This is a genomic window from Microbacterium longlingense, assembly GCF_058349825.2.
On sequence record NZ_JBYRJA020000003.1, the window covers coordinates 76,279 to 100,160 of the forward strand.

The following is a 23,882-nucleotide window of genomic DNA, read 5'->3' on the forward strand; positions in this document are numbered from 1 at the left end:
GACATGAGCACATCCGTCGTCCTTCCCGCGCTCGGTGAGAGCGTCACGGAGGGAACGGTCACCCGCTGGCTGAAGCAGGTGGGCGATACCGTCCAGGCAGACGAAGGCCTGCTCGAGATCTCGACCGACAAGGTCGACACCGAGATCCCCTCGCCTGTCAGCGGCGTGATCGAGGCCATCCTCGTCCAGGAGGACGAGACCGTCGAGGTCGGCGCCGAACTCGCGCGCATCGGTGACGGCAGCGGTGCCGCCCCGGCAGAAGCCCCGGCTCCCGCTGCCGCTGAACCTGCGGCTCCCGCTGCACCGGCTGAGGCCCCCGCTGCGGCGACGCCGGCAGAGGCACCGGCCGCTGAGGCACCGGCCGCTGAGGCACCGGCCGCCGCGCCCGCAGCCGGCGGCGACAGCGCCGAGATCCGCCTTCCGGAGCTCGGCGAAAGCGTCACCGAGGGCACGGTCACCCGCTGGCTGAAGCAGGTGGGCGACGAGATCGCCGTCGACGAGCCGATCCTCGAGATCTCGACCGACAAGGTCGACACCGAGATCCCGTCCCCGGTCGCCGGCGTGCTGCAGGAGATCCTGGTCGCCGAGGACGAGACGGCCGCCGTCGGCGCCGTGCTCGCCCGGGTCGGATCTGGTGCGGCTCCGGCAGCGGCGCCCGCTGCCCCGGCGGAGACGCCCGCCGCTCCGGCTCCTGCCGCCCCGGCGCCTGCCGCACAGCCCGCCGCTCCGGCTCCTGCCGCCCCGGCGCCTGCCGCACAGCCCGCTGCCCCGGCTCCTGCTGCCCCGGCTCCTGCCGCACAGCCCGCCGCCCCGGCTCCTGCTGAGCCGGCCGCTCCGAAGCTCAGCCTTCCGGACGATGACGACAGCATCTACGTGACCCCGCTGGTGCGCCGCCTGGCCGCACAGCACGGCGTCGACCTCGCCACGGTCGCCGGCACCGGCGTGGGCGGACGCATCCGCAAGGAAGACGTGCTCAAGGCCGCAGAAGGCGGCAGCACGGCGTCGGCTGCAGCCCCCGCCGCGGCAGCACCGGCGCCGCTGGAGGTGTCGCCCCTGCGCGGCACGACCCAGCCGATGTCACGTCTGCGCAAGGTTCTGGCGTCGCGCGCGGTCGAGTCGATGCAGAAGACGGCTCAGCTGACCACGGTCGTCGAGGTCGATGTCACGCGTCTGGCCGAGTACCGCAACCGGGTCAAGGGCGAGTTCCAGCAGAAGACCGGCGACAAGCTGTCCTTCCTGCCGTTCTTCGCTCTCGCCGCCGGCGAGGCCCTCAAGGCGTTCCCGATCGTCAATGCGACGGTCGACGGCGAGAACATCGTCTACCCCGCATCCGAGAACCTCTCGATCGCGGTCGACACCGAGCGCGGGCTTCTCACGCCGGTTCTCCGCGACGCGGGTGACAAGACCGTCGCCCAGATCGCGCACGAGATCGCCGACCTCGCTTCTCGCACCCGCGAGAACAAGCTGAAGCCGGACGAGCTCGCGGGCGGCACCTTCACGCTGACCAACACGGGTTCCCGCGGCGCGCTCTTCGACACGCCCGTGGTGTTCTTGCCGCAGTCGGCGATCCTGGGAACGGGTGTGGTCGTCAAGCGCCCGGGTATCGTGACCGTCGACGGCGCCGAAGCCATCGCCGTGCGGTCCTACGTGTATCTCGCTCTGTCCTACGATCACCGCATCATCGACGGTGCAGACGCCGCCCGTTTCCTGGGCGCGTTGAAGAGCCGTCTGGAGACCGCGGACTTCGCGGCCCAGCTCGGCATCTGATCGGCAGGTCCAGACGCTGAACGCCGTGAGGCCCGCCCCATCAACGATGGGGCGGGCCTCACGGCGTTCCCGAATCCGTCCGGAACGCCGTCAGCCGCCGTCAGCGACGTCGTAGATCGCGCGGATGAGCCAACGCTCTCCGTCCCGCTCCAGCACCACGATCTGCTGACGCGGATCCCCGGATGCCGCCGCATCGGACAGGCGGAGCACCGCGATGTCGCCATAGTCCTCGACCAGCTCAGGGACAGCATCGCTCAGACCATCGCCGTCGACAGCGAGCGTTCCGGTCGCCGCGGGCACGCGAGCATCAGCACACACCGGATCGCCGTGGGCGGCGCACATCGCCGCCGCCGCCAGCAGTGCCGGCAGCGCCGCGGCCGCGCTGCTGTCGGCGAGATCCGCCGGCGGTTCTGAGGGATCGGGACCGACGGTCGCCACGTCTTCCGCCGGCTGCTCCCCCACTGACCCGCTCCCCGACCTCCCCGACGACGGGGCCACGTCGTCAGACGCCGGTGCGGGCCGGGGGCTCGTGCTCGCCACCCCGGTGACTCCGGAATCGCCCGCCGTCGCCGCGCTGTCCTCCGGGGCCGCAGGCCACAGCATCCCGCCCGCGAGCACCAGCGCTGCGGCAGCCACGGCCACGATGACCGGGGTCCGCCGGACCGGCGAGCGACCCCGGTCGCCCCCGGGTTCTCCGGCCGCTCGGCCGCGCAGACCCGGCGGATGCGCCCGCAATCGTTCGCCGCAGGCCACGAGCCACCGGTGCACCCCGGTCAGGAGCGCTCTCTTCTGCCCCCGGTCCGGTTCGCCATCATCGACCGCCGCCGCGGGGACGGATGGCGGTCGACCCGCTGTCTCGTGCTCATGACCCCCGCCGCCCAGCGCCCGGGGCGCCGCGAGGGCGAGCATCTCCGCCTCCCAGCGGGCGGCGTCCGCGCGGACGCGCTTCGGTCGCTCGAGGGCCTGACCGAACCGGTCGATCAGGCGCTCAAGCGCACGATCCGCGACGGCCGCGCGCAGCCGGTCGAGCACGGCCGAGGTCGCGACGATGATCTCTTCCCCCGTTCCGATCACGAACAGCGGACGCCCGTCGTGCGTGAGCCACCATCGACCGTTCTGCACCGGGCAGCCGGCGCCCTCTTCGAGGCCCCGGAGGATGCTCACCAGGATCGTCACGATCTCGCCGGGGAGCAGCGCCGGCCCGTCGGCCTCACGCCGGCCCAGCACGCCGGCAAGCGTGGCCGTGCACCACGGCAGCAGCACATCGTGTCCGTCCGCGCGGCGGACCACGTCCACCGGCGCCGCGATGTGGGCGCTCCCCGCCAACGGCCACACCGGCGAGCCGGAGAGAAGAGCACCGTCGCACACCACGCGCGGCTCTCCGCTCGCCATGACCAGACGACCGGGAAAGGGACCCTCGTTGGCCGCGAGCATCCGCACCACTCGATAGGCCTGCAACGGGACCGAAGGCTGCGACGTCATGGTCCCAGTTCACGGCACCGGGCACGAACGCGGTTCCAGAAAAGCAGCGGCCGGGGAGAGATCGCGTTTCGGTGCCGCTGTGGAAGGCTGGGTCGGCCCCCACCGCCGCTCCACGCCGCCCGGCGGGGAGCGGCGTGGGAATCGGTAGGCTGGGAACTATGGCACGAACTCCCGAAGTCGAGAAGCGCCCCGGGTTCTTCTCGCAGATCCGATCCCTGTACCGGTTCACCCACGAGACCTACCGGTGGCTCCCGTGGCTGCTCGCCGGCATCCTGCTCGTCGTCGTGGGCATCGGCATCGGCATCGGGTTCCTCATCCGCCCGGTCACGTGGTGGTCCGTGCTGCTGTGGGGCATCACCGGCCTGATGGCCGGCTTCCTCGCTGTTCTGATGACTATGACGCGGCTGTCCACCAAGGCGATGTACGAGCGCATCGACGGCATGCCTGGAGCGGTCGGGCACGTGATGAGCACCGGACTCGGGCGGAACTGGCAGGCCGCGGACATGCCGGTCGGGGTGAACCCCAAGACCCAGGAGGCCGTCTATCGTGCGGTGGGACGCGGCGGCATCGTCATCGTGGGCGAAGGCGCCCGCGGCCGGCTGACCCGCCTCATCAACGACGAGCGCACGCGTGCGCAGCGCGTGGCGCAGGGTGTGCCCGTCCACGTCTTCTACGTCGGCCACGGCGACGAGGACATCGCGATCGCCGACCTGTCGAAGACGATCAAGAAGCTCCCCAAGAAGATCGACAAGGCCACCATGGCAGCCGTGATCCGGCGCCTGGAGTCGGTCTCGCAGTCGTTGTCCTCGCTGCCGATCCCGAAGGGGATCGACCCCCTCAAGGCGCGCGCACCGCGCCCCCGCTGATCCCTCGTGCCCGCGGGCCCCGGCGTGCTGACGCACCCGGGGCCCGCGGCGTCGGGGACGACGTGCTCAGGCGCGGATGAGAACCGTTCCGGCCGCCTTGTCGTGCAGCCCCCGCTGGTCCTGATCCCAGATGGCGGCGGGGATGACCAGCGCCAGCAGCAGCGTGCGGACGATCGGCCGCCACAACCCGACCCACCCGCCTGAGAGCGCGACCACGCGCATGCCGAGGATGCGATGGCCCGGACTGCCCCCGGCGGTCGGGATGAACAGGATCTGCACCAGGGCGAAGATCACGAGCGTCGCGAAGGGGTCGTAGTCGAAGAACGCGATGGAGATGATCATCGCGGCGGCCCAGTCGATCGCCAGAGCGGCGAGGCGACGGCCGACCCTGGCAACGCTGCCGGCTCCCGCCGGGGGAAGCCCCAGCCCTTTGCCCGGATACGTGGTGTCGGTCTGCGCCATCCCTCCAGCGTAGCCGGGACGGCGCTTCGAGCCGTTCCGCAACCGGCATCCCCCTGCCCCGGAACGGCGGACGTAACATCCCGGAAACACACGGGATACTCGAGGGAAACGCCACCCCCCTACCGTGGTCACCGGCAGCAGACCCTTCGAACAGGAGACTCCATGTTCACAAGTCCTTCGGAAGTGCTCGCTTATATTCGCGAGAACGACGTCAAGTTCCTCGACATCCGGTTCACCGACCTCCCGGGCGTGCAGCAGCACTTCAACATCCCCGCGGTTTCGGTAGACGAGGAGTTCTTCGAGGTCGGACAGCTCTTCGACGGGTCGTCGATCCGCGGCTTCGCGAGCATCCACGAGTCCGACATGCAGCTCATCCCCGACGTCACCACGGCCTACCTCGACCCGTTCCGCGAGGAGAAGACCCTCATCATGGTCTTCGACATCTACAACCCCCGTACCGGCGAGATCTACGCGAAGGACCCGCGGCAGGTCGCCAAGAAGGCCGAGAAGTACCTCTCCTCCACCGGCATCGCCGACACTGCATTCTTCGCCCCCGAGGCCGAGTTCTACATCTTCGACGACGTGCGCTACGAGGTCACCGCCGGCAAGAGCTTCTACGCGGTCGACTCCGACGAGGCCGCCTGGAACAGCGGTCGCAAGGAGGAGGGCGGCAACCTCGGCAACAAGACCCCCTTCAAGGGCGGCTATTTCCCGGTCTCCCCGGTCGACAAGCAGGCAGACATCCGCGACGACATCTGCCTCAAGCTCGCGGATGCCGGTCTCACCGTCGAGCGCTCCCACCACGAGGTCGGCACCGCCGGTCAGGCCGAGATCAACTATCGCTTCGACACCATGGTGCACGCCGCCGACGACGTGCTGAAGTTCAAGTACCTCGTCAAGAACACCGCGGAGCAGTGGGGCAAGACCGCGACGTTCATGCCGAAGCCGCTGTTCGGAGACAACGGTTCCGGCATGCACACGCACCAGTCGCTGTGGCTCGACGGCGAGCCGCTGTTCTACGACGAGAACGGCTACGGCCAGCTCAGCGACATCGCACGCTGGTACATCGGCGGACTCCTCAAGCACGCTGCAGCGGTCCTCGCGTTCACCAACCCCTCGCTGAACAGCTACCACCGGCTGGTGAAGGGCTTCGAGGCGCCGGTCAACCTGGCATACTCGGCCGGCAACCGCTCCGCGGCCATTCGCATCCCGCTGACGGGCTCGAACCCGAAGGCCAAGCGCATCGAGTTCCGCGTGCCCGATGCCTCCGGCAACCCGTACCTGGCCTTCGCCGCGCAGATGATGGCCGGCCTGGACGGCATCCGCAACCGCATCGAGCCGCTCGAGCCCATCGACAAGGACCTGTACGAGCTTCCCCCGGAGGAGGCGAAGAACATCCCGCAGGTGCCGAACTCGCTGCTCGACTCGCTCGAAGCGCTCCGCGAGGACCACGACTTCCTCCTCGAGGGCGGCGTGTTCACCCAGGAGCTCATCGACACCTGGATCGACTACAAGTACAACCAGGAGATCCTGCCCATCGCGCAGCGTCCGCACCCGTACGAGTTCGAGCTCTATTACGGGGTCTGACACCTCTCCGCCAGACCCGAGGGCCCGCTTCGCACCGTCGCGAAGCGGGCCCTTCGGCGTTGGCGGGCGGCGGCTGCGCCGCCCGCTTCGCCGAACCCAGGCAAAATCGGCAGAAACCCCGGTTTCCGGGGTTTCTGCCGGGCCGAGCCCGATTGTGCCTGAGTTGGGGAAGAGCGGCTCAGCGCACGCGGAGAGCACCGGGCTGGATGCGCACGGCGAAGGCGTCGACCTCGCCGATCTCCTCCCCGTCGATCTCGAACTGCTGCGGCTCAGCGAGCGTCACGCGGATGCGCTCCGCAGAGGCGTGCGTTGCGGAGTCCGTGCTCACCGCACCGTCGTTGGCCCCCAGGATCCGCAGGAGGCCGTTGTCCCAGAGCATCGACTTGGCAGTGTCGAACCAGCCGGCCACGCCGTCAGCGCTGATCATCAGCATGTCGAGTCGGCCGTCGTCCGGCTGCGCATCCGGCAACAGCGTGATGCCTCCCTGGATCGTTCCGCAGTTGCCGATGAGCATCGTGTGCACCCGGCATTCCTCGGCGTCCTCGTCGTCGAGGGCCACGGTCGCGTCCACGAGTTCCGTGGCCACGGCCGCACGGCCCAGGGCCTGGACGTATGCCAGCCAACCGATCTTGGCTTTGAGGTCGCTGTCGGTCTCGGCGAGCATCTGCGCATCGAGCCCCAGACCCACCATCACGGTGAACGCGTGCTCCGCTCCCTCATCTCCCACGGCCACCCAGCCGAGATCGATCTCCCTGGCGCTCCCCTCGCGTGCCCGCTCCACGGCCGCGCGGACATCGTTCAGCGGTACCGCGAGGTTACGTGCGAGCAGGTTGCCCGTGCCGCGCGGCACGATCGCCAGGTCGACGTCTGTGCCGGCGAGGGCTTCCGCGACGGCTCGGACGGTCCCGTCTCCGCCCACCGCGATCACCAGCGATGCACCGTCCGCGACGGCCTCACCTGCCATGCCGCGACCGGGGTCGTCTGCACTGGTCTCCCACCAGACGGTCTCGGTCTCGGCGCCGAAGACCCCGTCCACAGCGGGCCGCAGCTCGCTCTCGTCGACCTTGCTCGGGTTCCAGATGATCGCGATTTTGTCGGCCATCTCTCTACTCTGCGTCCGCGGGGTCGATGCGGCAAGAGTGCCGGAGAATATTCATCTGACACGCCGGTGGTCCGGCGTGTCAGCCGTAGAAGACCCGCTCGAAGGCCCGTCGCGCCCGCCTCGTGACCGCGAGGTAGTGCTCCTCCAGCGCCGTCGCCGAGCGGTCCGGATAACCGAGGATCGTGGCGAGACCGTCAAGCTCCCGCCGGTCGGTCGGGAGGACATCGCTCGGCCGGCCGGTCAGCAGCACGATCGCTGACCGCAGCCGCGCCGCGAGCAGCCAGCCCTCGCGCAGCAGCTCAGCGTCGGCCCCGTCCAGCACCCCGGCTCCGACCGCCGCTTCGAGGGCGTCGAGAGTGACCGGCGTGCGCAGCCCGGCGATATCGGCGGCGTGACGGAGCTGGATCAGCTGCACGAGCCATTCCACGTCGCTCAGCGTGCCGGGGCCGAGTTTGAGATGTCTCCGCGGATCGGCGCCCTGCGGCAGCCGCTCCCCTTCCACCCGGGCCTTGATGCGCTTGATCTCCCGGTCCGACTCGATCGACAGCCGCACCGGGTACCGGATCTCGTCGGCCAGCGCCGTGAACCGCGCGATCAGCGCTGCACTCCCGGCGACGCCCCGGGCGCGCAGCAGCGCCTGCACCTCCCACGGCTGCGCCCAGCGACGGTAGTACTCGGCATAGGCGTCGACCGTCCGCACCAGGGGGCCCTGCTTGCCCTCCGGTCGCAGGTCGGCGTCGATGTCGAGCGGGAGGCGGGCGTCGGCGACATCGTCGCGGAGCAGACCGACCAGGCGCACCGCGGCGCGCTGGGCCCGGTCCTGGTCGATCGGCTCCCCGTCCGCGGTGCGGGGCTCCATGACGAACAGCACGTCGGCGTCCGAACCGAAGCCGTTCTCCGCCCCTCCGAGGCGCCCCATCGCGATGACCGCGAACTCCGGCACCGGTACCCCCTCGGAGACCAGTTCCCGGCGCCCGACCTCGATCATCGCCTCGATCGTCGCGTCGGTGATGGCGCTGATCGCGCGCCCGAGCTCCTGCACGGTGATGTCGTCGAGAACGCAGGCCATCGCCACCCGGAGCGTCTCGCGTCGGCGCAGGCTGCGCAGCGCGCGCACTGTCGGGGGCCGCGTATCGTGCCGGGAGCGGATCGCTCTGGCCTCGTCGGCGAGAGCCTGGCGGCCACGCGGGCGCAGCGCGTCGGCATCGTCGAGCCACGCGACGGACTCCGGGATCCGCTCCATCCGGTCTCCGACGAACTTCGAGGTGGACAGCACGCGGGTCAGGCGCTGCGCCGCTCCGGACGAGTCGCGCAGCATGCGCAGGAACCAGGGCGTGTCGCCGAGGGCCTCGCTGATCCGTCGGAAGGCCAGCAGGCCCTGATCGGGGTCGACGCCCTCGGCGAACCAGCTGACCATGATCGGCATGAGGTGGCGCTGGATGGTCGCCTTGCGGCTGAGTCCAGACGTCATCGCGCTGATGTGCCGGAGCGCTCCGGCGGGGTCCCGGAACCCGATCGCCGCGAGACGGTCGTGCGCCTGCTCGGCGGAGAGCTCGCGCCCTTCTTCGGGGAGGGCGGCGACGGCACTCAACAGCGGTCGGTAGAACAGCCGGGTGTGCAGCTCACGCACCTCTTGCCGCACGCGATCCCAGACCCGCCCGAGGCCCTCGGCGGTATCGGTCACGCCGCTCGCCCTGGCGAGGACCCGCATCTCCTGCGGGTTGCGCGGCATGAGGTGGGTGCGTCCCAGGTCGCGCAGCTGCAGACGGTGCTCGAGCAGCCGGAGCGTGCGGTAGTCCTGAGCGAAGACGGCTGCCTCCGCACGACCGATGTACCCGCGTTCGACGAGCGCGTCGAGGCTTTCCAGGGTCCCCCGGGTGCGCAGTGCCACGTCGGTGAGGCCGTGAACCAGCTGCAGGAGCTGAACGGTGAACTCGATGTCGCGGAGCCCGCCGGGGCCGAGCTTGAGCTGATACGGTACGTCTTCCGGGGCGATATGCTCCGAGACGCGCTCCCGCATGCGCTGCACGCTCTCGACGAAGTTCTCCCTGGCGGCGCTTGACCAGACTTTGGGCTGCACGGCAGCGACGTAGGCGCCGCCTAGGTCGCGATCACCCGCGAGCGGACGGGCTTTCAGAAGCGCTTGGAACTCCCAGCTCTTCGCCCAGCGGTCGTAGTAGGCCAGGTGCGACGACAGGGAGCGCACCAGCGCGCCCTGCTTGCCCTCCGGCCGCAGGTTGGGGTCCACCTCCCAGAGCGCGGGCTCGGTCTCCATCGCGACGATCTCCTGGGTCATCTCGCGGGCCAGGCGCGTTGCCAGATCGATCGCGCGACTCTCGGAGAGACGCTCCTCGTCGGCTGTCGCCGCCACGTAGATCACGTCGACGTCGCTGACGTAGTTGAGCTCGCGTGCTCCGGCCTTGCCCATGCCGATCACCGCCAGGCGGGTCAGCGCGAGCTCGTCCCGCAGGTCACCGGTGGTGGACAGCCGCGACCGGGCGACCGCGATCGCCGCCTCGAACGCGGCTCCGGCGGCGTCCGCGAGCGCAGCGGAGACATCGGCGACCACATCGAGCGGCGCAGGAGCCGAGAGGTCGAACGCGGCGATCTCCGCGATGGCTCGCCGATACGCCACCCGGAGGGCGATGCGCGCCTCCGCGGGGTCGGCCAGCGCGACGCCCTCCGATGCGTCGACGGCGGCGAGGAGGCGTTCCTGCAGCTCCGCCGCATCCGGCAGCGCGGTGCGCGGGCGAGCGATGGCGTCCAGCTGCTCCGGGTGCCGCAGGAAGAACGAGCCGAGACCGTGCGACGCTCCGAGCACACGCCACAGCGTCGCGCGGGCGATGTCGTCCTCGAGCGCCCGCCCTGCCGCGGCGGGGTCGCGTCTGGCGATGCGCAGAATGCCCGTGAGAGCGCCGTCGGGGTCGGCAGCGGCCACCCCGTCGACCAGGCGCGCCCGGGCGATGCCGACCACCTCGGAGAGTTCCGCGAGACCGTCGACCGCGCGGCTCAGCTCGGTGAAGCCCAGCCGTGCGAGCGCTGTCAGTGAGGTCGCGTCGTCGGATCTGGCCATCGGTCAGGAGGGTGGGCCTAGAGCATGCCCAGGCTGCTCTGCAACTCGAACGGCGTCACCTGGGCGCGATACTGCTCCCACTCGCGACGCTTGTTGAGAAGAACATAGTTGAACACCTGCTCGCCGAGCGTCTCCGCCACCAGCTCCGATTCCTCCATCGCCTGCAGGGCGACATCGAGGCTCGCCGGGAGGGCTTCGTAACCGAGCGCACGGCGTTCGGCATCGGTGAGCTGCCAGACGTTGTCTTCGGCCTCCGGCGGCAGCTCGTACTCCTCCTCGATGCCCTTGAGCCCGGCGGCAAGGAGCAGCGCATAGGCGAGGTACGGGTTCGCCGCGGAGTCGAGCGCACGATACTCCACCCGGGCCGACTGGCCCTTTCTCGGCTTGTACATCGGCACCCGCACGAGCGCGGAACGGTTGTTGTGGCCCCAGGTCATGAAGCTGGGTGCCTCGTCGCCGCCCCACAGACGCTTGTAGGAGTTCACGAACTGATTCGTGACCGCGGAGATCTCGCGCGCGTGCCGCAGCAGGCCGGCGATGAATCGGCGCCCGATGACCGAGAGCTGGTACTCGGCACCCTCCTCGTAGAACGCGTTGACATCGCCCTCGAACAGCGACATATGGGTGTGCATGCCGCTGCCCGGCTGACCGCTGAGCGGCTTCGGCATGAACGTGGCGTAGACGCCCTGCTCGATGGCGACCTCTTTGATGACCGTGCGGAAGGTCATCACATTGTCGGCGGTGGTGAGCGCGTCCGCGTATCGCAGGTCGATCTCGTTCTGACCGGGACCGCCCTCGTGGTGGCTGTACTCGACGGAGATACCGAGGTCTTCGAGCATGCGCACCGCACTGCGACGGAAGTCGTGCGCGGTACCGCCGGGCACGTTATCGAAGTAGCCGGCGGAATCGACCGGGATCGGGCCGGCCGGGCCGACCTCGGAAGACTTCAGCAGGTAGAACTCGATCTCCGGATGGGTGTAGAACGTGAAACCCGCATCCGCCGCCTTCGCGAGCGTGCGCTTGAGCACGTGCCGGGGGTCGGAGACCGCCGGCTGGCCGTCGGGCGTCACGAGGTCGCAGAACATCCGCGCCGTCGGATCGACCTCACCGCGCCACGGCAGGATCTGGAAGGTCGTGGGATCCGGCTGCGCCAGCAGGTCCGACTCGAAGGACCGCGTGAGCCCCTGGATCGCCGATCCGTCGAACCCGAGCCCCTCAGCGAAAGCGCCTTCGACCTCGGCGGGGGCGATCGCGACGGACTTCAGCGTCCCGATGACGTCCGTGAACCACAGGCGGATGAACTTGACGCCGCGCTCCTCGATCGTCCGGAGAACGAAGTCCCGCTGCTTGTCCATCCCTCAGTCCTGCACCGCGGCGTCACCGCCGGCGCCCCAGGAGTCCTCCGCCGACTCCTCTTCGGCCCACGCCCGCGAACGCTCGCGGAGGGTGTCCAGCGCACGGGCCGCTTCGGCCTCGGTGTCGAACGGGCCGACCCGATCCGTCGATGGCGACTCCAGGCCGAACTCGACCGCTCCCGTGTGCATGTTGTACCAGTACTTGTGCTCGGCGTCCGACATCGCGCCCTCCTTCGTTGTCACACACTGATCCTAGCTTCGCGAAACGGGATACCTGTCCGACTCACTAGGCTGTTGCCCATGACTCAGGCGATTGGTGTGGACATCGGCGGAACCGGAATCAAGGCCGGTGTCGTCAATCTTGCTCACGGCAAACTCGATTCGGCGCGCGAACGCATCCCCACCCCGCGGGGCGCGACGCCGGACGATGTTCTCGCCGCCGTCAAGGAGGTGCTCGAGCGGCTCGATGTGACCGATTCCCGTCTGCCGCTGGGTGTCGCGTTCCCGGCGATCGTGAAGCACGGACGCACACTTTCCGCCGCCAATGTTTCGCCGGACTGGATCGACTTCGAGGCCGAGAAGTTCTTCGAGGACGGCCTCGGACGCGACATCGTCTTCATCAATGACGCTGACGCAGCGGGTGTCGCCGAGGTGCGGCACGGCGCCGCGCGCGGCACCACGGGGCTCACCATCCTCGCGACGCTCGGCACCGGTATCGGCTCGGCTTTCCTGAACGACGGCGTTCTGATGCCGAACAGCGAGCTCGGCCACCTCAACTGGGAGGGCGAATCGATCGAGAAGATCGCCGCCTACTCGGCGATGGAGCGCGAGAATCTCAGCTGGGAGGCCTGGTCGGCACGCTTGCAGACCTTCTTCTCCCACGTGGAGTTCCTGTTCAGCCCCGACCTCTTCGTCGTCGGCGGCGGCGTCTCCAAGCACCCCGAGAGCTTCCTGCCGCTGCTCGATCTGCGCACGCCGATCGTCACGGCGGTGCACCGCAACAACGCCGGCATCATCGGCGCCGCGTCCCTCGCCGCGGACTGACCGCCGCGCCGAACCCGAAGGCCGCTCACCCTCCGGTGGGCGGCCTTCGCTGTGCGATCGCGTCGTGAGGCGCCGGGCGCGGAATCACGTCGAGCGGGCTTTCGCGGACTCGCTGACCCCGCCGGGCAGGGCACGGTCCTCGTCTCCTGCGGCCCCTCCGGAAGCGCTGTCCGACCGATCTTGCGCCCGCGGACCCGGGAACCGGGAGTTGATGCGCGACGGTTTCCGACTCAGGCTCTGTCATCCGGAGTGCCGCTCTGTCTCCCGCTGTGCCGGTGCCCCTTCTCGCTCCTGGCCCCGCAGCTGGATAGGAGGTCATCGTCTTGATCGGAGGTCGTCCGCCGACATCGACCAGGACCGGCGTTCCGTTCGGCTGCTCCCGGAACGAACTGCTGCGTGGCCCGCGCCGGAACCGTCAGGTGTCCGGTCCGCCGAACGCGGTTGAGCCGTCGTGCGCCCCGGTGTCTCGGAGCTCCCGACCGCGCGACCGCGACCCCACCTGATCTTGCCCGGGCGACCCCGCCCGGTCGGCGCTCCAGAAGCTCGACGGCTGACGCATCGAGGCACCCCGGGTCGCAGGCGTGCCGTCATGCCCCGCCGCACGCCGTCGGTATGCGGCGGGCGCTATCCGAGCCGGAGATAGACGATGTTGAACGCCACGGCGATCGTTACCGGCCCGGAGAGGAGCACGACCCAGGGCAGCGTGCCTCGGACTCGTGTCGCAGCCGCATAGATGAGGAGCCCGACGCTCGCCACGATCATCGCGACCCAGTACACCGGACTCGTCGTCGCGCCGACCACGGTCAGGCCATAGAAGCCTTCACCGAGTCCGATGCCCGCGAGTACCGCTGCGCCCACGGCGGCCCGCAGATCACGCGAACGCAGCCAACACGCAGCGATCCCGACGAACGGCCCGACGATCACGCCGATGATGGAGAACATCAGCGGGTCATAGAAGAAGCCCCGCCAGGTGGAGACGATCGCGTATCCGACGGTGAGGGCGACGAAGCTTCCCGCGCCGAGAACGGCCGCGTAGGGCCAGCGAACCTTGGACAGCACGACCAGGATCATCGTGATGAGCGTCCACCCACTCGCGGAGTTCGCGAACGAGTGCAGCGAGCCCGGCAGAATCGTCTGCCCGTATGAGGTCAAGCCGCCCAGGATGACGCTGACGACGACGCCCGCGGTCGTCGCGACCAGCGCTGAGAACCCGGAACGATCTTCGGTATCCGGGCGGTGCGCTGGCAGAGCGACATCGACCATGCCAAAGATCGTAACGGAGCGGCTCACCGTCGTCCGGGAGGTCACAGCACCGCTCGGCACCTGTCCACCCGCCGGTCAAGCATCGGCGAAACGGCGTTCGATCATCACCGGTGGGTGCCCACTCCGTGCCCCGGTTCCGCAGCGCCCACGCCGCTGGCCGCTGGCGAAGAATCTCGCACAACCGGACAGCGCAGCGAGCGATGCAGAGCTGCTGCGACGGCGCAGAACGGGACGAACGCTCGAACGCACGCGCGGTCAGAAAGGCCAAGGCGAATGGGCCGGCCTGTACGCCGGGTTCTGTCCGGGGGCTTTCGCCCCGTAGACGGTCATCTCTCTCGGCGACATGTTGCCATGCCGCTCCAGCGGCCTACCCGGGGACTCGGCGAGCCGCGTCGTCATCCCCTGTCTGGCCTTGCTCCGGGCGAGGTTTACCTGGCGAGCCGTGTCACCACGGCCCCCGGTGGTCTCTTACACCACCCTTTCACCCTTACCCCGTTGGCCTGCGCCGGGCGCAGGTTCGCGGGGCGGTCTTCTCTCTGTGGCACTGTCTCGCGGATCGCTCCGGGTGGGTGTTACCCACCGCCCTGCCCTGTGGAGCCCGGACGTTCCTCGGTGCGGTTTCCCGCCACGCGACCGTCCGGCCGACCCATTCGCCCATCCAGTCTACGACCGCGAGCGGTGCCGTTCCTCACTTGCTCCCGTCATCGGCGATGCGGAGGTCGAGCGGAACCTCGACCGGGAACGCGGGGAACAGCCGTGCCGTGGCCGCAACTGCGGCATCTCGCACGGCTGCGGCAACGGCATCGGCCTGCGCCAGCGGCGTGTGCACGATGACCTCGTCGTGCAGGAAGTACACCAGATGAGGACGCCGGGAAAAGACAGGGCCCGACGCCGGCGCGGGTTCGGTGCGCTCGACGATCGGCAGACGCCACAACCGATGCCGGATCTCCGCCAGCCACAGCAATGACCATTCCGCCGCCGTGCCCTGCACCACGAAGTTCCGTGTGAACCTCCCCCAGGTCCGAGCCCAGCGCCGTGCCCGGGACTCGTCGGCCTCGCTGGCTTCCGGGCCCCCCGCACGGGCCTGAACGCCCAGCCAGTCCGCACCCGGCTCAGGGGACGAGCGGCCAAGGAGCGTGGACACCACCCCGCCGCGCTCGCCCTGCTCCGCCGCGGCATCCACGAGCGCGATCGCCGCGGGGTACGCCCGCCGCAACCGCGGCATCAGCCGGGCGCTGTCGCCGGTGGTCGCGCCGTACATCGCACCGAGCATCGCGTACTTCGCCTCATCCCGCGAGGTCACGACGCCCGCGTCGACGACCCCCGCGTAGAGGTCGACGCCGCGGGCGGCGTCCGCCATCTGCCGGTCGCCCGACATCGCCGCCAGCACCCGGGGCTCGAGCTGGGCCACATCGGCGAGCACGAGCGTCCACCCCGGATCAGCCCGGACGGCGGGGCGCAGACTCCGCGGAATCTGCAGCGCCCCGCCGCCGGACGACGCCCAGCGCCCCGTCGGCACCCCTCCCGGCAGATACACCGGGCGGAAGCGACCGCCGCGCACCCATTCGGCCAGCCACGCCCACCCGTTCGCGGTGTGCAGCCGTGCGAGACGCTTATAAGCGAGAAGAGGCGGGATCGCGGGGTGCTCGATCTCGCGCAGCTCCCAGCGTGAGGTGGAATGCACATCGATGCCCGCGCGGCGCAGCGCGCGGAGCAGCCGAGGAGGACTGTCGATGCTGAGCGCGGCGTCACCCAACGCGGCACGCACCTCGGCCGCGAGCTCCGCCATCCGGCGGGGAGGTCCCCCGGTGGCCGGTCGTGCGCCGAGGGTGTCGACCAGGATGCCCTCGTGCACGGCGGCGTCCCACGGGATGCCGGCGGCGGTCATCTCCTCCGCGACGAGGCCGCCTGCCGACTCTGCGCGGCACAGCAGAGCGAGCCTGCTGTCCGGCGCGCGGCGGAGTGCGGCGAGCTGCGCCGCGTGCTCGGCGAGGAGGTCGTCGACCGCGGCGACCGGGGCGCCCTGCTCGCCGCCGTCGCCCTCCCATTCGAACAGGGGGACCGCGGACGTGTCGCTCTCCCCCACGGGCTCGCGACGACGCCACAGCGCTGATCCCGCCAGCGGCGGGTGAAGCAGCGCGGTACCGGAGAGGATCGCATGGCACAGGGTGAGGTCGTGCGCGAGGCCGATGCGCACGCCGGATGCGAGAAGCGGGGCGTAGTCCTCGCGCACGCTGCGCACGACCCAGCGGGGTCCGCGCTCGGCCTCCACCGCCCTCACCCAGGCGATCACATCAGCACCCGGGAGCTCGATGCGCGCGACCTCCGCCCCGGCCGCATCGAGGGGCACCGCGGTCGCGTCCCCGCTCGCGCTGTCACGCCAGAGGACCACGGCGTCGGTCGTCGCGGGCAGCTCGGTGGTGATCACCCTCTGACGTTACGGCCTGCGACCGACATCACACGGCGCTGCCCGTCACGCCTCCCGGGACGGGCAGACACCGCGGAATCGGTCAGAACAACGTCTGCGGAGCCTCGGACACCGGCTCGGCCGCGCCCGCGACGCCGTCATGATCCCGCGCGAAGCTCGCGCGCAGGTCCATCGACTCGTTGGCCGCGGCGTCTGCGAGCCGGTTCTGCTCGCGCGGCACCCACTCGAAGGCGACCGTGTGCCCCGCGATGAGATCACGCGCGCGGCGGGCCAGCTCCTGCATGTCGGGGTGCTTGATCTTCCAGCGTCCGCTCATCTGCTCGACCACGAGCTTGGAGTCCATGCGCACGCGCAACGGCGCGGCGGGATCCCGCTCGAACGCGGCTTCGATCCCGGCGATCATGCCCCGGTACTCGGCGACATTGTTGGTGGCTGTGCCGACCCACACCCCACGTTCGGCGACGACCTCACCAGAGTCGGCATCGATCACCACCGCACCTCCGGCCGCCGGGCCGGGATTGCCACGCGAGCCGCCGTCCGCCTCGACGATCAACCGCCGCTTCGCGCCGGTCACAGGCCGGACTCGTCGGTGCGCACGAGGATGCAGTTGCACTCCGGACACACGACGACCGCGTCGGCGGCCGCTTGACGGATCCGGTTGAGATCGGTGCCGGAGAGCATCATCCTGCACCCCTCGCACGTGCCTCCGCGCAGGAGCGCCGCACCGGTATCGCCCCGGGCCGCCCGGCGATCGTAGTCGGCCACGAGGTCGGCCGGAATCGTCCCGACCAGCGCAGCGCGGTCCCGGCCAAGCTGCTCCTCCTCCGCGGTCGCTGCGGCGACGGCGGCTTTGGCGCGAGCGGTCAGCTCCGAGCCCTCCGCGGTGGTGGCGTCGATCAGTGCCTGCTGCGCGGCGACGGCGGCCTCTGCCTCCTCCAGGCGCCCCATCGCCTCGAGCTGGGCGTCCTCCAGGTCGCTCAGCCGCCGGGCAAGGCTCTCCAGCTCATGCTCGAGGGCGACGGCATCCTTCGGGTTGGTCGATGCCGCGAGTCGGTCGGTGTCACGAGCGCGGCGCTGCTCGACCAGACGCACGTCGGTCTCAAGCTTCGTGACCTCGGTGGCCAGGTCGTCACGGGCACCGGCGAGGTCGACGAGCTCACGCGTCTGCTCCTGACGCTGGGCGACCAGCTCCCCGATGCGGGCAGCCTCGACGGGCCGGGTGCGCGCATGCGCTGCCTGCGCCCGACGCCGGTCGTTGTCGGCGAGATCGAGCAGGATGCGCTGGTGTTCCGGAGAGGCGTTCACACCACCAATCTAATCGCTCACCCTCGCCCCGTCCGCGGCGACTCCGCTGCCACCGAGAACCGCACGATCCCGCCGGGGGGCAGCTGGGCCACCCGATCGAGGTCGGCGGGGTGCACGCGCGCGATCACGGGGTATCCGCCGGTGACCGGATGATCGCGCAGGAACACCACGGGCATCCCGTCCGGCGGCACCTGCACCGCCCCCGGCAGCATCCCCTCGCTCGGCAGCTCGCCGTCCCGCGCGCGCTGGAGAGCGGCCTCTGCCCGGAGACGGAGACCGACGCGATTCGTCTGCGCGGTCACCTCCCAGGGCTGGTCGCAGAGGCGTTGCAGCGACTCCGGCGTGAACCAGTCGTCCCGGGGGCCCAGGGTGACCCGAACCGTGGTCGGGTCGCCGGGTATCGGCAGCCCGGGCTCCGCCGGCAGATCGACCGCGGCGACCCTCTCAGCGGCACGCCGCACCACGGCGCCAGCGCCGAGTGCCGCGGGGCCGAGCCCGGCACGCAGATCGGAGGCCGCAGAACCCAGCGTCAGCGTCGCCGCGACGCCGCCGCGAAGGGCCAGGTAGCGATACACGCCGCCGAGAGACGGAGAGACCCGCACCAGGTCTCCCGCCGCGAGGGCGACAGGGCGGGCGGGGTCGTGCTCCACCTCACCGCCCGCCGCCTGCTCGACGAGCACTCGGCTGACCGCGCCGGTTGCTGCGACCACGCACGCCGTGAGCGCCGCGACGACCAGCTCTCCCCCGGCCTGTTCGATCGCCGCCGCACCGGCGGGGTTGCCGACCGCGGCGTTCGCGCGGCGCAGCGCGGCACGATCCATCGCCCCGCTTCCGGCGACACCCAGCACGGCATGGCCAGGACGCCCGAGGTCCTGCAGCAGGGCGACGGCTCCTGGCTGCACCACGCGCAGCACCGGTTCACCGGCGGGCGCGGGCGGCACCACGGATCCCGGCGCATCCCCGAGGACATCGACCGGACGGAACCGCACGCGCGACCCGGGTTGCAGACGGGCGGGGCGCGCGGCATCCGGCTCCCACATCGGAACGTCGGTGCGCCCCAGCAGCTGCCAGCCCCCGGGGCCAGGCCGCGGGTACACGCCGGTGAATTCTCCTGCGATCCCCACCGCGCCGGCCGGGACCCGTGTGCGCGGGGTCGCCCGCCGCGGCATCCGGAGCGCCGGATCGCCCCCGACCAGATAGCCGAATCCCGGCGCGAAACCGGTGAAGGCCACGCGATACTCCGGCGCGCTGTGCCGCTCAACGACCTCCGCGCTGGTCATGCCGGTCGCCGCGGCGATCACGGCGAGATCTTCTCCGTCATAGCGCACCGGGATCACGATGCACGCGGCACCCGCATCAGCGTCCGTCACGGGAGCCCTCACGGCGCGCCGGGCCGCGCTGAGGATCTCCGCGACGCTGCCGAGCCCGCGCGTGGTGCGGACCAGGACCGTGCGCGCAGCGGGCACCAGCTCCACGACGCCGGCAGGAGGATCTGCCCGGAGGCCGGCATGCACCCGCATCGACGCGGCGAGATCACGGCACTCGATCAGCACCGCATCGGGGCCGAACGGCATCGCCCTCACGGACGAACCTGTGACAGAGGCGTCTCGCGCAGCAGGTTCGGGCTCATCGCGCACACTCATCGGTCCGCGCAGAAGGCCGAGACGACCACGCCAGCGCCGACGAGCGCATCGCGCACAGCAGCGGCGATGGCCACCGCGGCCGGGGTGTCGCCGTGCACGCACAGCGAATCGGCACGGACGCCGATCGTCGACCCGTCGACGGCGATCACGGTGCCCGTCGTCGCGAGAAGCCGCACGCGTTCTGCCACCGCCGCAGCGTCGGTCACGAGCGCGCCGGGCTCGGAGCGGGGCAGGAGCGTGCCGTCGGCGGCGTACCCGCGATCGGCGAAGACCTCCTCGACCACCCGGATGCCGGCAGCACGCGCCTGCTCGGCGAGCACCGATCCAGACAGGCAGAGCAGCGCACCGTGCGGCAGGAGAGAGATCATCGCATCGACGATGGCATCCGCATGCGCCCCGCCGCGGGCCGCGACGTTGTACAGCGCGCCGTGCGGTTTGACATAGGTGACACGGGTGCCCGACACGGCGGCGAGGGCGTTGAGGGCGCCGATCTGGTACACGATGTCGGCGCTGAGCTCTGCGAAGGACGCGTCGATGAATCGCCTTCCGAAGCCCACGAGGTCGCGATAGGACACCTGCGCCCCGATCGCGACGTCTCTCGCAGCAGCCTCCCGCAGGACGGTGCGCAGGCTCAGCGGGTCGCCCGCATGAAACCCGCAGGCCACGTTGGCGCTCGTCACGATGTCGAGCATCGCGACGTCATCCCCCAGCGTCCAGCGACCGAACCCCTCCCCCAGGTCGGCGTTGAGATCGATCGACGTCATGGCGCCTCCTCGCTGTGTTCTGCCTCTCCCGTGCGACGTTACCGGCAGGATGGAGGCAGGAGGTCCGACCATGACACGCATTGCCGCCTCGACCGGCCACCCGCTCGCCACCGCGATCGCCGAAGAGATCGGCCGCGATGGCGGCACCGCGGTCGACGCCGCCATCGCCGCCCAGGCGGCCGTCGCGGTGCTGCTGCCCCAGGCGACCGGCCTCGGCGGCGACGCGCTCTCGATCGTCGACGACGGATCCGACGCCATCGCGGTGAACGGCACGGGGTGCGCGCCCGCCGTGTGGCCGGATCCCGACATGAGCAGGGTGGGCGAGCACGTGACCGTGCCCGGTGCGGTGAGCGGGTGGCTGGCCATGCATGCCAGCCATGGCCGGCTGCCGCTCGCCGACCTGCTCGCCCCCGCTGCCGCCCTCGCGCGCGACGGGTTCGTCATCGACGAGCACCTGCACCGGATGATCGATGCGCAGCGCGCACGGATCACCGCGGTCTCTCCCGAAGATCCGCTGCTGCGCGTGTCGATCGGCGATCGCTGGCACCAGGAACCGCTCGCCGTCCTCCTCGAGGCGATCGGCCGCGACGGCGCCAATGCCTTCTACCGCGGCGCCTCGGCCGACGCGATCGCTGCGGCCGTGCTTCGCCACGGCGGCAGCCTGAGCGTCGCAGACCTGGCATCGCACGCGCCGGAGGTCGCGCCTCCCCTGGGCGTTCCCTGGGCGGGCGGACAGGTGGCCGTGCAGCCGCCGATGTCCCAGGGCGTGCTGCTCGCCATGGCTCTGCACTGGCTCGACGACCGGTTCGACGCGGAGTTCCGCGCGCTGTCTGCTGCGGCGCGCGACCACCTGCTGATCGAGGTGACCGGTGCGGTGTTCGAACGACGCGACGACTGCGGGCTCGGCGCGCCATTGCTCGATCATCCTCTCGTCGTCGACCAGGACCGCGCCCGCCCGCGGTCGGGACCACGCGCTTATCTGCACACCACCGGCGTCGCCGTCGCCGACGAGAACGGCCTGGTGGTGTCGTCGCTGGTGTCGGTCTTCGATCTCTTCGGCTCGGCGATCCTGGTGCCGGAGCTCGGCATCCGCCTCAACGACCGCGCGCTCGGCTTCACCCAGGGGCGCAACGCCGCGCGGGCGGGAACACGGCCGGTGCACACGCTCGCTCCGGCCCTCGTGCGCGCCGCCGACGGTGCCCGCTACGCGCTGGCCACCCCTGGCGCAGACGGGCAGGTGCAAACCCTGCTGCAGGTCCTGGCCGCCCACCGGGCCGGAGTGAGTCTGCCGGCCGCGATCGATGCACCACGCTGGCGCTCCCAGGAGGGCACCGTGCTGGTGCCGGATGACCATCCTTCGGCGCCAGAGCTTGCGGAGCGCGGACACGTGCTGCGCTTCCTCCCCTCGAGCGACGACTACTACGGCGCCGTCGTGGTGGCAGGGCTCGACGCGGACGACGAGCTGTTCGCTGTTGCGGACTGGCGGCGCCAGACCACCGCGATCGTAGCCGCGCGCTGAGCACCGCCCGCAGATCCCCTCAGGAGGAGAGATGAAGCTCGCCCAGCGCGCCCTCGCCGTCGAGACCTTCCACGCGATGGCGTTCGGCCAGCGCGCCGGCGAGCTCACGGCCGCGGGTCACCATGTCGTGAAGCTGTCTCTCGGGGAGCCGGATTTCGGCGCTCCGCCCGCCGTGCGCGCGGCCATGACAGAGGTCATGGACGGCCGCCCTCTCCCCTACACGCCGGCGATGGGGTTGCCGCAGCTGCGCGAGGCGATCTCCGGCTTCTACCGCGACCAGCACGGCGTCGAGGTGGATCCGGCGCGCATCCTCATCACCAACGGTGCATCATCGGCGCTGCTGCTGGCCCTCGCGGCGTCGACGGACACCGGCGACGATGTGCTCATGGCCGACCCCTCCTATCCGTGCAACCGGGAGATGGTCCGGGCGTTCGGCGGCGAGCCGGTCGCGATCCCCACGACAGCGCGTTCGCGCTATCAACTGGACGCCGCAGCCCTCGCGGCGGCATGGACCGACCGGACGACGGCGGTGATGGTCGCCAGTCCCTCCAACCCGACGGGGACGACGATCCCCGCTGCCGAGCTCGCCGCGATCGTCGCGCACGCCAGAGCCCACGGAGCGTGGCGCATCGTCGATGAGATCTACCTGAACCTGTCCGATCGCGGTGCCGACGGCGCCGCGCCGCGGTCGGTGCTCAGCATCGACCCGGACGCGCTCGTCATCAACAGCTTCTCGAAGTACTTCGGGATGACGGGATGGCGGCTGGGGTGGCTCGTGGTGCCAGAGACGATCGTCTCCGCAGTCGAGAAGCTTGCGATGAACTACTTCCTGTGCGCGTCGGCACCTGCCCAGCACGCTGCCGTCGCGGCGTTCACGGCCGAATCGCTCGGCGTGTGCGAGCAGCGCCGGTCGGAGCTCGGTGCACGGCGGGCGCTCGTCCTCGACGGGCTCGCGCAGATCGGTCTTCCCGTTCCCGTGCCGCCGGACGGCGCCTTCTACGTGTACTTCGATGTCTCGGAGACGGGCCTCGGCGCGTGGGAGTTCTGTGAGAGGGCGCTCGAGGAGGTCCACGTGGCGCTCACGCCCGGGCGGGATTTCGGGCCGAGCACGGCGCAGACGCATGTGCGGCTGTCGTACGCGGCGTCCCGCGGCGAGCTGAGCGAGGGCCTGCGCCGACTCGGCACGTTCGTCGCAGCGCTCCGGTGACGCCACGCTCCCCTCGCTCGCACCTGTGCGTCCGGCTCTGCGCTATCCGCCGCGCACCAGCGCCGCAAGCGCACATGTGCGAGCCGACGGCGGGCCGGTCACCGGCGCCACCAGCGCCGCCGCCGCGCGCCGTCGGCTGACGACGGCGTTGCCGCGGCGTCCTGCGCGGCCCGCGATCGTTCCGCCGCTGCACGTCGCTCCCGCCAACGCTCGACGTCGGCTTCGATGTCACGTGTCGGGGTGACGACGGGAGGGCCGCCGAGCAACTGGAGGCGTGCCCCGATGATCCGCCGATTGAAATCCTCCAGGATGTCGCGAACCTCGTTCTCCTCGCGGAGGTCGTCGAGACGGCCATCGAGCTCTGCGTCCTCGACGCGCAGCGTCAGCGCCGCCGGCCCGAGCCCGCGCACATTCTCCTGCTCGATCTTGCGGCGGATCCACCGATCCGGATCGTGCTGCGCGCCGAGATCGGGAATCGGCTTCCCTGCGCCGGGGAGATTGTCAAAAGCACCCTCGCGCAGTGCCTGCTCGATAGCTGTTTCAACGATCATGACTTCCTCGACGAATTGCTGATCGCCCGTGCGCCGGGGCTGCTCTACCGGCTCCGGCGCGTTCTTCCCCTGCTGGATGCGCCGCGTGGCGGCCGCCCGGGGGTCCTCGTCTGCCATGCCCCCACACTAATCGCATGCCGGTGCGCCCTCGCCGCCGGCCGCAGCTGCTCGGAAAGCGGATTCCAGCGGAGGGCGGCCTGACGCTCGACGGCGGGTGGCACACCCCCGAAAGAAGTGAGATAGATATTATCAACACTTGACATTGTCCAAGCTCGGTCTTATCCGCTCCATCTTATTCTCTCCGATTCGCTCCGGAACAGCGCCCGACGGGGCATGAATGCGGCGGACTCCGCCGCCATCACCGGCCGGCTTCGCGGGCACCGCGAAAGATGACCCCTCTCGCGGACAGAGACCTTTCAACATTACATTGAAACGGTCGCGATTGTCTGTAGGACGAAGAGAGG

The 23,882-nt window shown here is 70.5% G+C and carries 19 protein-coding genes and 1 other RNA gene; 6 read left to right on the top strand and 14 right to left on the bottom strand.

The features are described from left to right. Positions 1-3: 3 nt before the first annotated feature. Positions 4-1,767 carry a 2-oxoglutarate dehydrogenase, E2 component, dihydrolipoamide succinyltransferase gene (gene sucB, locus AC3RXY_RS05620; protein WP_491509918.1) on the top strand — a complete coding sequence of 588 codons (1,764 nt, stop codon included), beginning with the start codon at positions 4-6 and terminating at the stop codon, positions 1,765-1,767. A gap of 90 nt (positions 1,768-1,857) precedes the next feature. On the opposite strand, the gene AC3RXY_RS05625 is transcribed toward sucB, so the two are convergent. Beyond that, positions 1,858-3,249, bottom strand: coding sequence for a hypothetical protein (locus AC3RXY_RS05625; protein ID WP_491509919.1), 1,392 nt, complete (start codon positions 3,247-3,249; stop codon positions 1,858-1,860). A 158-nt stretch (positions 3,250-3,407) separates the two neighbouring features. Between AC3RXY_RS05625 and AC3RXY_RS05630 the strand changes: the two genes are divergently transcribed. Beyond that, complete coding sequence (locus tag AC3RXY_RS05630; protein ID WP_491509920.1) at positions 3,408-4,115, top strand: DUF4191 family protein; 708 nt, start codon at positions 3,408-3,410, stop codon at positions 4,113-4,115. Positions 4,116-4,181: 66 nt separating this feature from the next. Here AC3RXY_RS05630 and AC3RXY_RS05635 read toward each other — a convergent pair whose 3' ends face one another. Beyond that, positions 4,182-4,577, bottom strand: a complete 396-nt coding sequence (locus AC3RXY_RS05635) for an RDD family protein (RefSeq protein WP_491509921.1) — start codon at positions 4,575-4,577, stop codon at positions 4,182-4,184. A 162-nt stretch (positions 4,578-4,739) separates the two neighbouring features. Here AC3RXY_RS05635 and glnA point away from each other — a divergent pair, with 162 nt between their 5' ends. After that, positions 4,740-6,164: a type I glutamate--ammonia ligase gene (gene glnA, locus AC3RXY_RS05640; RefSeq protein WP_491509922.1), complete on the top strand. Its 1,425-nt coding sequence runs from the start codon at positions 4,740-4,742 to the stop codon at positions 6,162-6,164. A gap of 178 nt (positions 6,165-6,342) precedes the next feature. Here the strand turns inward: glnA and AC3RXY_RS05645 are convergent, their stop codons facing one another. The 4 genes from AC3RXY_RS05645 to AC3RXY_RS05660 form a co-directional block, all read right to left on the bottom strand. Further along, entirely contained in the window at positions 6,343-7,266 is a 924-nt protein-coding gene (locus tag AC3RXY_RS05645) for a diacylglycerol/lipid kinase family protein (protein ID WP_491509923.1), read from the bottom strand. A 79-nt stretch (positions 7,267-7,345) separates the two neighbouring features. After that, positions 7,346-10,339 (bottom strand): bifunctional [glutamine synthetase] adenylyltransferase/[glutamine synthetase]-adenylyl-L-tyrosine phosphorylase, encoded by a 2,994-nt coding sequence (locus AC3RXY_RS05650; protein ID WP_491509924.1) that lies wholly within the window; start codon positions 10,337-10,339, stop codon positions 7,346-7,348. Between the two features lie 17 nt (positions 10,340-10,356). Beyond that, positions 10,357-11,694, bottom strand: coding sequence for a glutamine synthetase family protein (locus AC3RXY_RS05655; RefSeq protein ID WP_491509925.1), 1,338 nt, complete (start codon positions 11,692-11,694; stop codon positions 10,357-10,359). A 3-nt stretch (positions 11,695-11,697) separates the two neighbouring features. Next, positions 11,698-11,937 carry an SPOR domain-containing protein gene (locus AC3RXY_RS05660; protein WP_491509926.1) on the bottom strand — a complete coding sequence of 80 codons (240 nt, stop codon included), beginning with the start codon at positions 11,935-11,937 and terminating at the stop codon, positions 11,698-11,700. 57 nt (positions 11,938-11,994) lie between these two features. Here AC3RXY_RS05660 and ppgK point away from each other — a divergent pair, with 57 nt between their 5' ends. After that, the gene (ppgK, locus tag AC3RXY_RS05665; RefSeq protein WP_491509927.1) at positions 11,995-12,738 is read left to right on the top strand and encodes a polyphosphate--glucose phosphotransferase; all 744 of its coding nucleotides are present in this window, start codon (positions 11,995-11,997) and stop codon (positions 12,736-12,738) included. Positions 12,739-13,362: 624 nt separating this feature from the next. On the opposite strand, the gene AC3RXY_RS05670 is transcribed toward ppgK, so the two are convergent. The 7 genes from AC3RXY_RS05670 to AC3RXY_RS05700 form a co-directional block, all read right to left on the bottom strand. Continuing rightward, entirely contained in the window at positions 13,363-14,001 is a 639-nt protein-coding gene (locus tag AC3RXY_RS05670; RefSeq protein WP_491509928.1) for a DUF6518 family protein, read from the bottom strand. A 270-nt stretch (positions 14,002-14,271) separates the two neighbouring features. After that, positions 14,272-14,650, bottom strand: an RNA gene (gene rnpB / locus AC3RXY_RS05675) — RNase P RNA component class A. A 39-nt stretch (positions 14,651-14,689) separates the two neighbouring features. Continuing rightward, positions 14,690-16,429: a bifunctional 3'-5' exonuclease/DNA polymerase gene (locus AC3RXY_RS05680; RefSeq protein WP_491509929.1), complete on the bottom strand. Its 1,740-nt coding sequence runs from the start codon at positions 16,427-16,429 to the stop codon at positions 14,690-14,692. 82 nt (positions 16,430-16,511) lie between these two features. After that, a complete protein-coding gene (locus tag AC3RXY_RS05685) occupies positions 16,512-17,003 on the bottom strand; it encodes a reverse transcriptase-like protein (RefSeq protein ID WP_491509930.1) in 492 nt (163 codons plus the stop codon). Next, entirely contained in the window at positions 17,000-17,734 is a 735-nt protein-coding gene (locus tag AC3RXY_RS05690) for a zinc ribbon domain-containing protein (protein WP_491509931.1), read from the bottom strand. Before AC3RXY_RS05690 ends, AC3RXY_RS05685 begins: the two co-directional genes overlap by 4 nt. A gap of 17 nt (positions 17,735-17,751) precedes the next feature. Beyond that, positions 17,752-19,308, bottom strand: coding sequence for a 5-oxoprolinase subunit B/C family protein (locus AC3RXY_RS05695; protein ID WP_491510147.1), 1,557 nt, complete (start codon positions 19,306-19,308; stop codon positions 17,752-17,754). 65 nt (positions 19,309-19,373) lie between these two features. Beyond that, entirely contained in the window at positions 19,374-20,141 is a 768-nt protein-coding gene (locus tag AC3RXY_RS05700) for a LamB/YcsF family protein (RefSeq protein WP_491509932.1), read from the bottom strand. Positions 20,142-20,211: 70 nt separating this feature from the next. Here AC3RXY_RS05700 and AC3RXY_RS05705 point away from each other — a divergent pair, with 70 nt between their 5' ends. Beyond that, the gene (locus AC3RXY_RS05705) at positions 20,212-21,660 is read left to right on the top strand and encodes a gamma-glutamyltransferase (protein ID WP_491509933.1); all 1,449 of its coding nucleotides are present in this window, start codon (positions 20,212-20,214) and stop codon (positions 21,658-21,660) included. Positions 21,661-21,691: 31 nt separating this feature from the next. Continuing rightward, positions 21,692-22,867: an aminotransferase class I/II-fold pyridoxal phosphate-dependent enzyme gene (locus AC3RXY_RS05710; RefSeq protein WP_491509934.1), complete on the top strand. Its 1,176-nt coding sequence runs from the start codon at positions 21,692-21,694 to the stop codon at positions 22,865-22,867. A gap of 98 nt (positions 22,868-22,965) precedes the next feature. Here AC3RXY_RS05710 and AC3RXY_RS05715 read toward each other — a convergent pair whose 3' ends face one another. Further along, the gene (locus AC3RXY_RS05715; RefSeq protein WP_491509935.1) at positions 22,966-23,535 is read right to left on the bottom strand and encodes a DnaJ family domain-containing protein; all 570 of its coding nucleotides are present in this window, start codon (positions 23,533-23,535) and stop codon (positions 22,966-22,968) included. Positions 23,536-23,882: the final 347 nt, after the last annotated feature.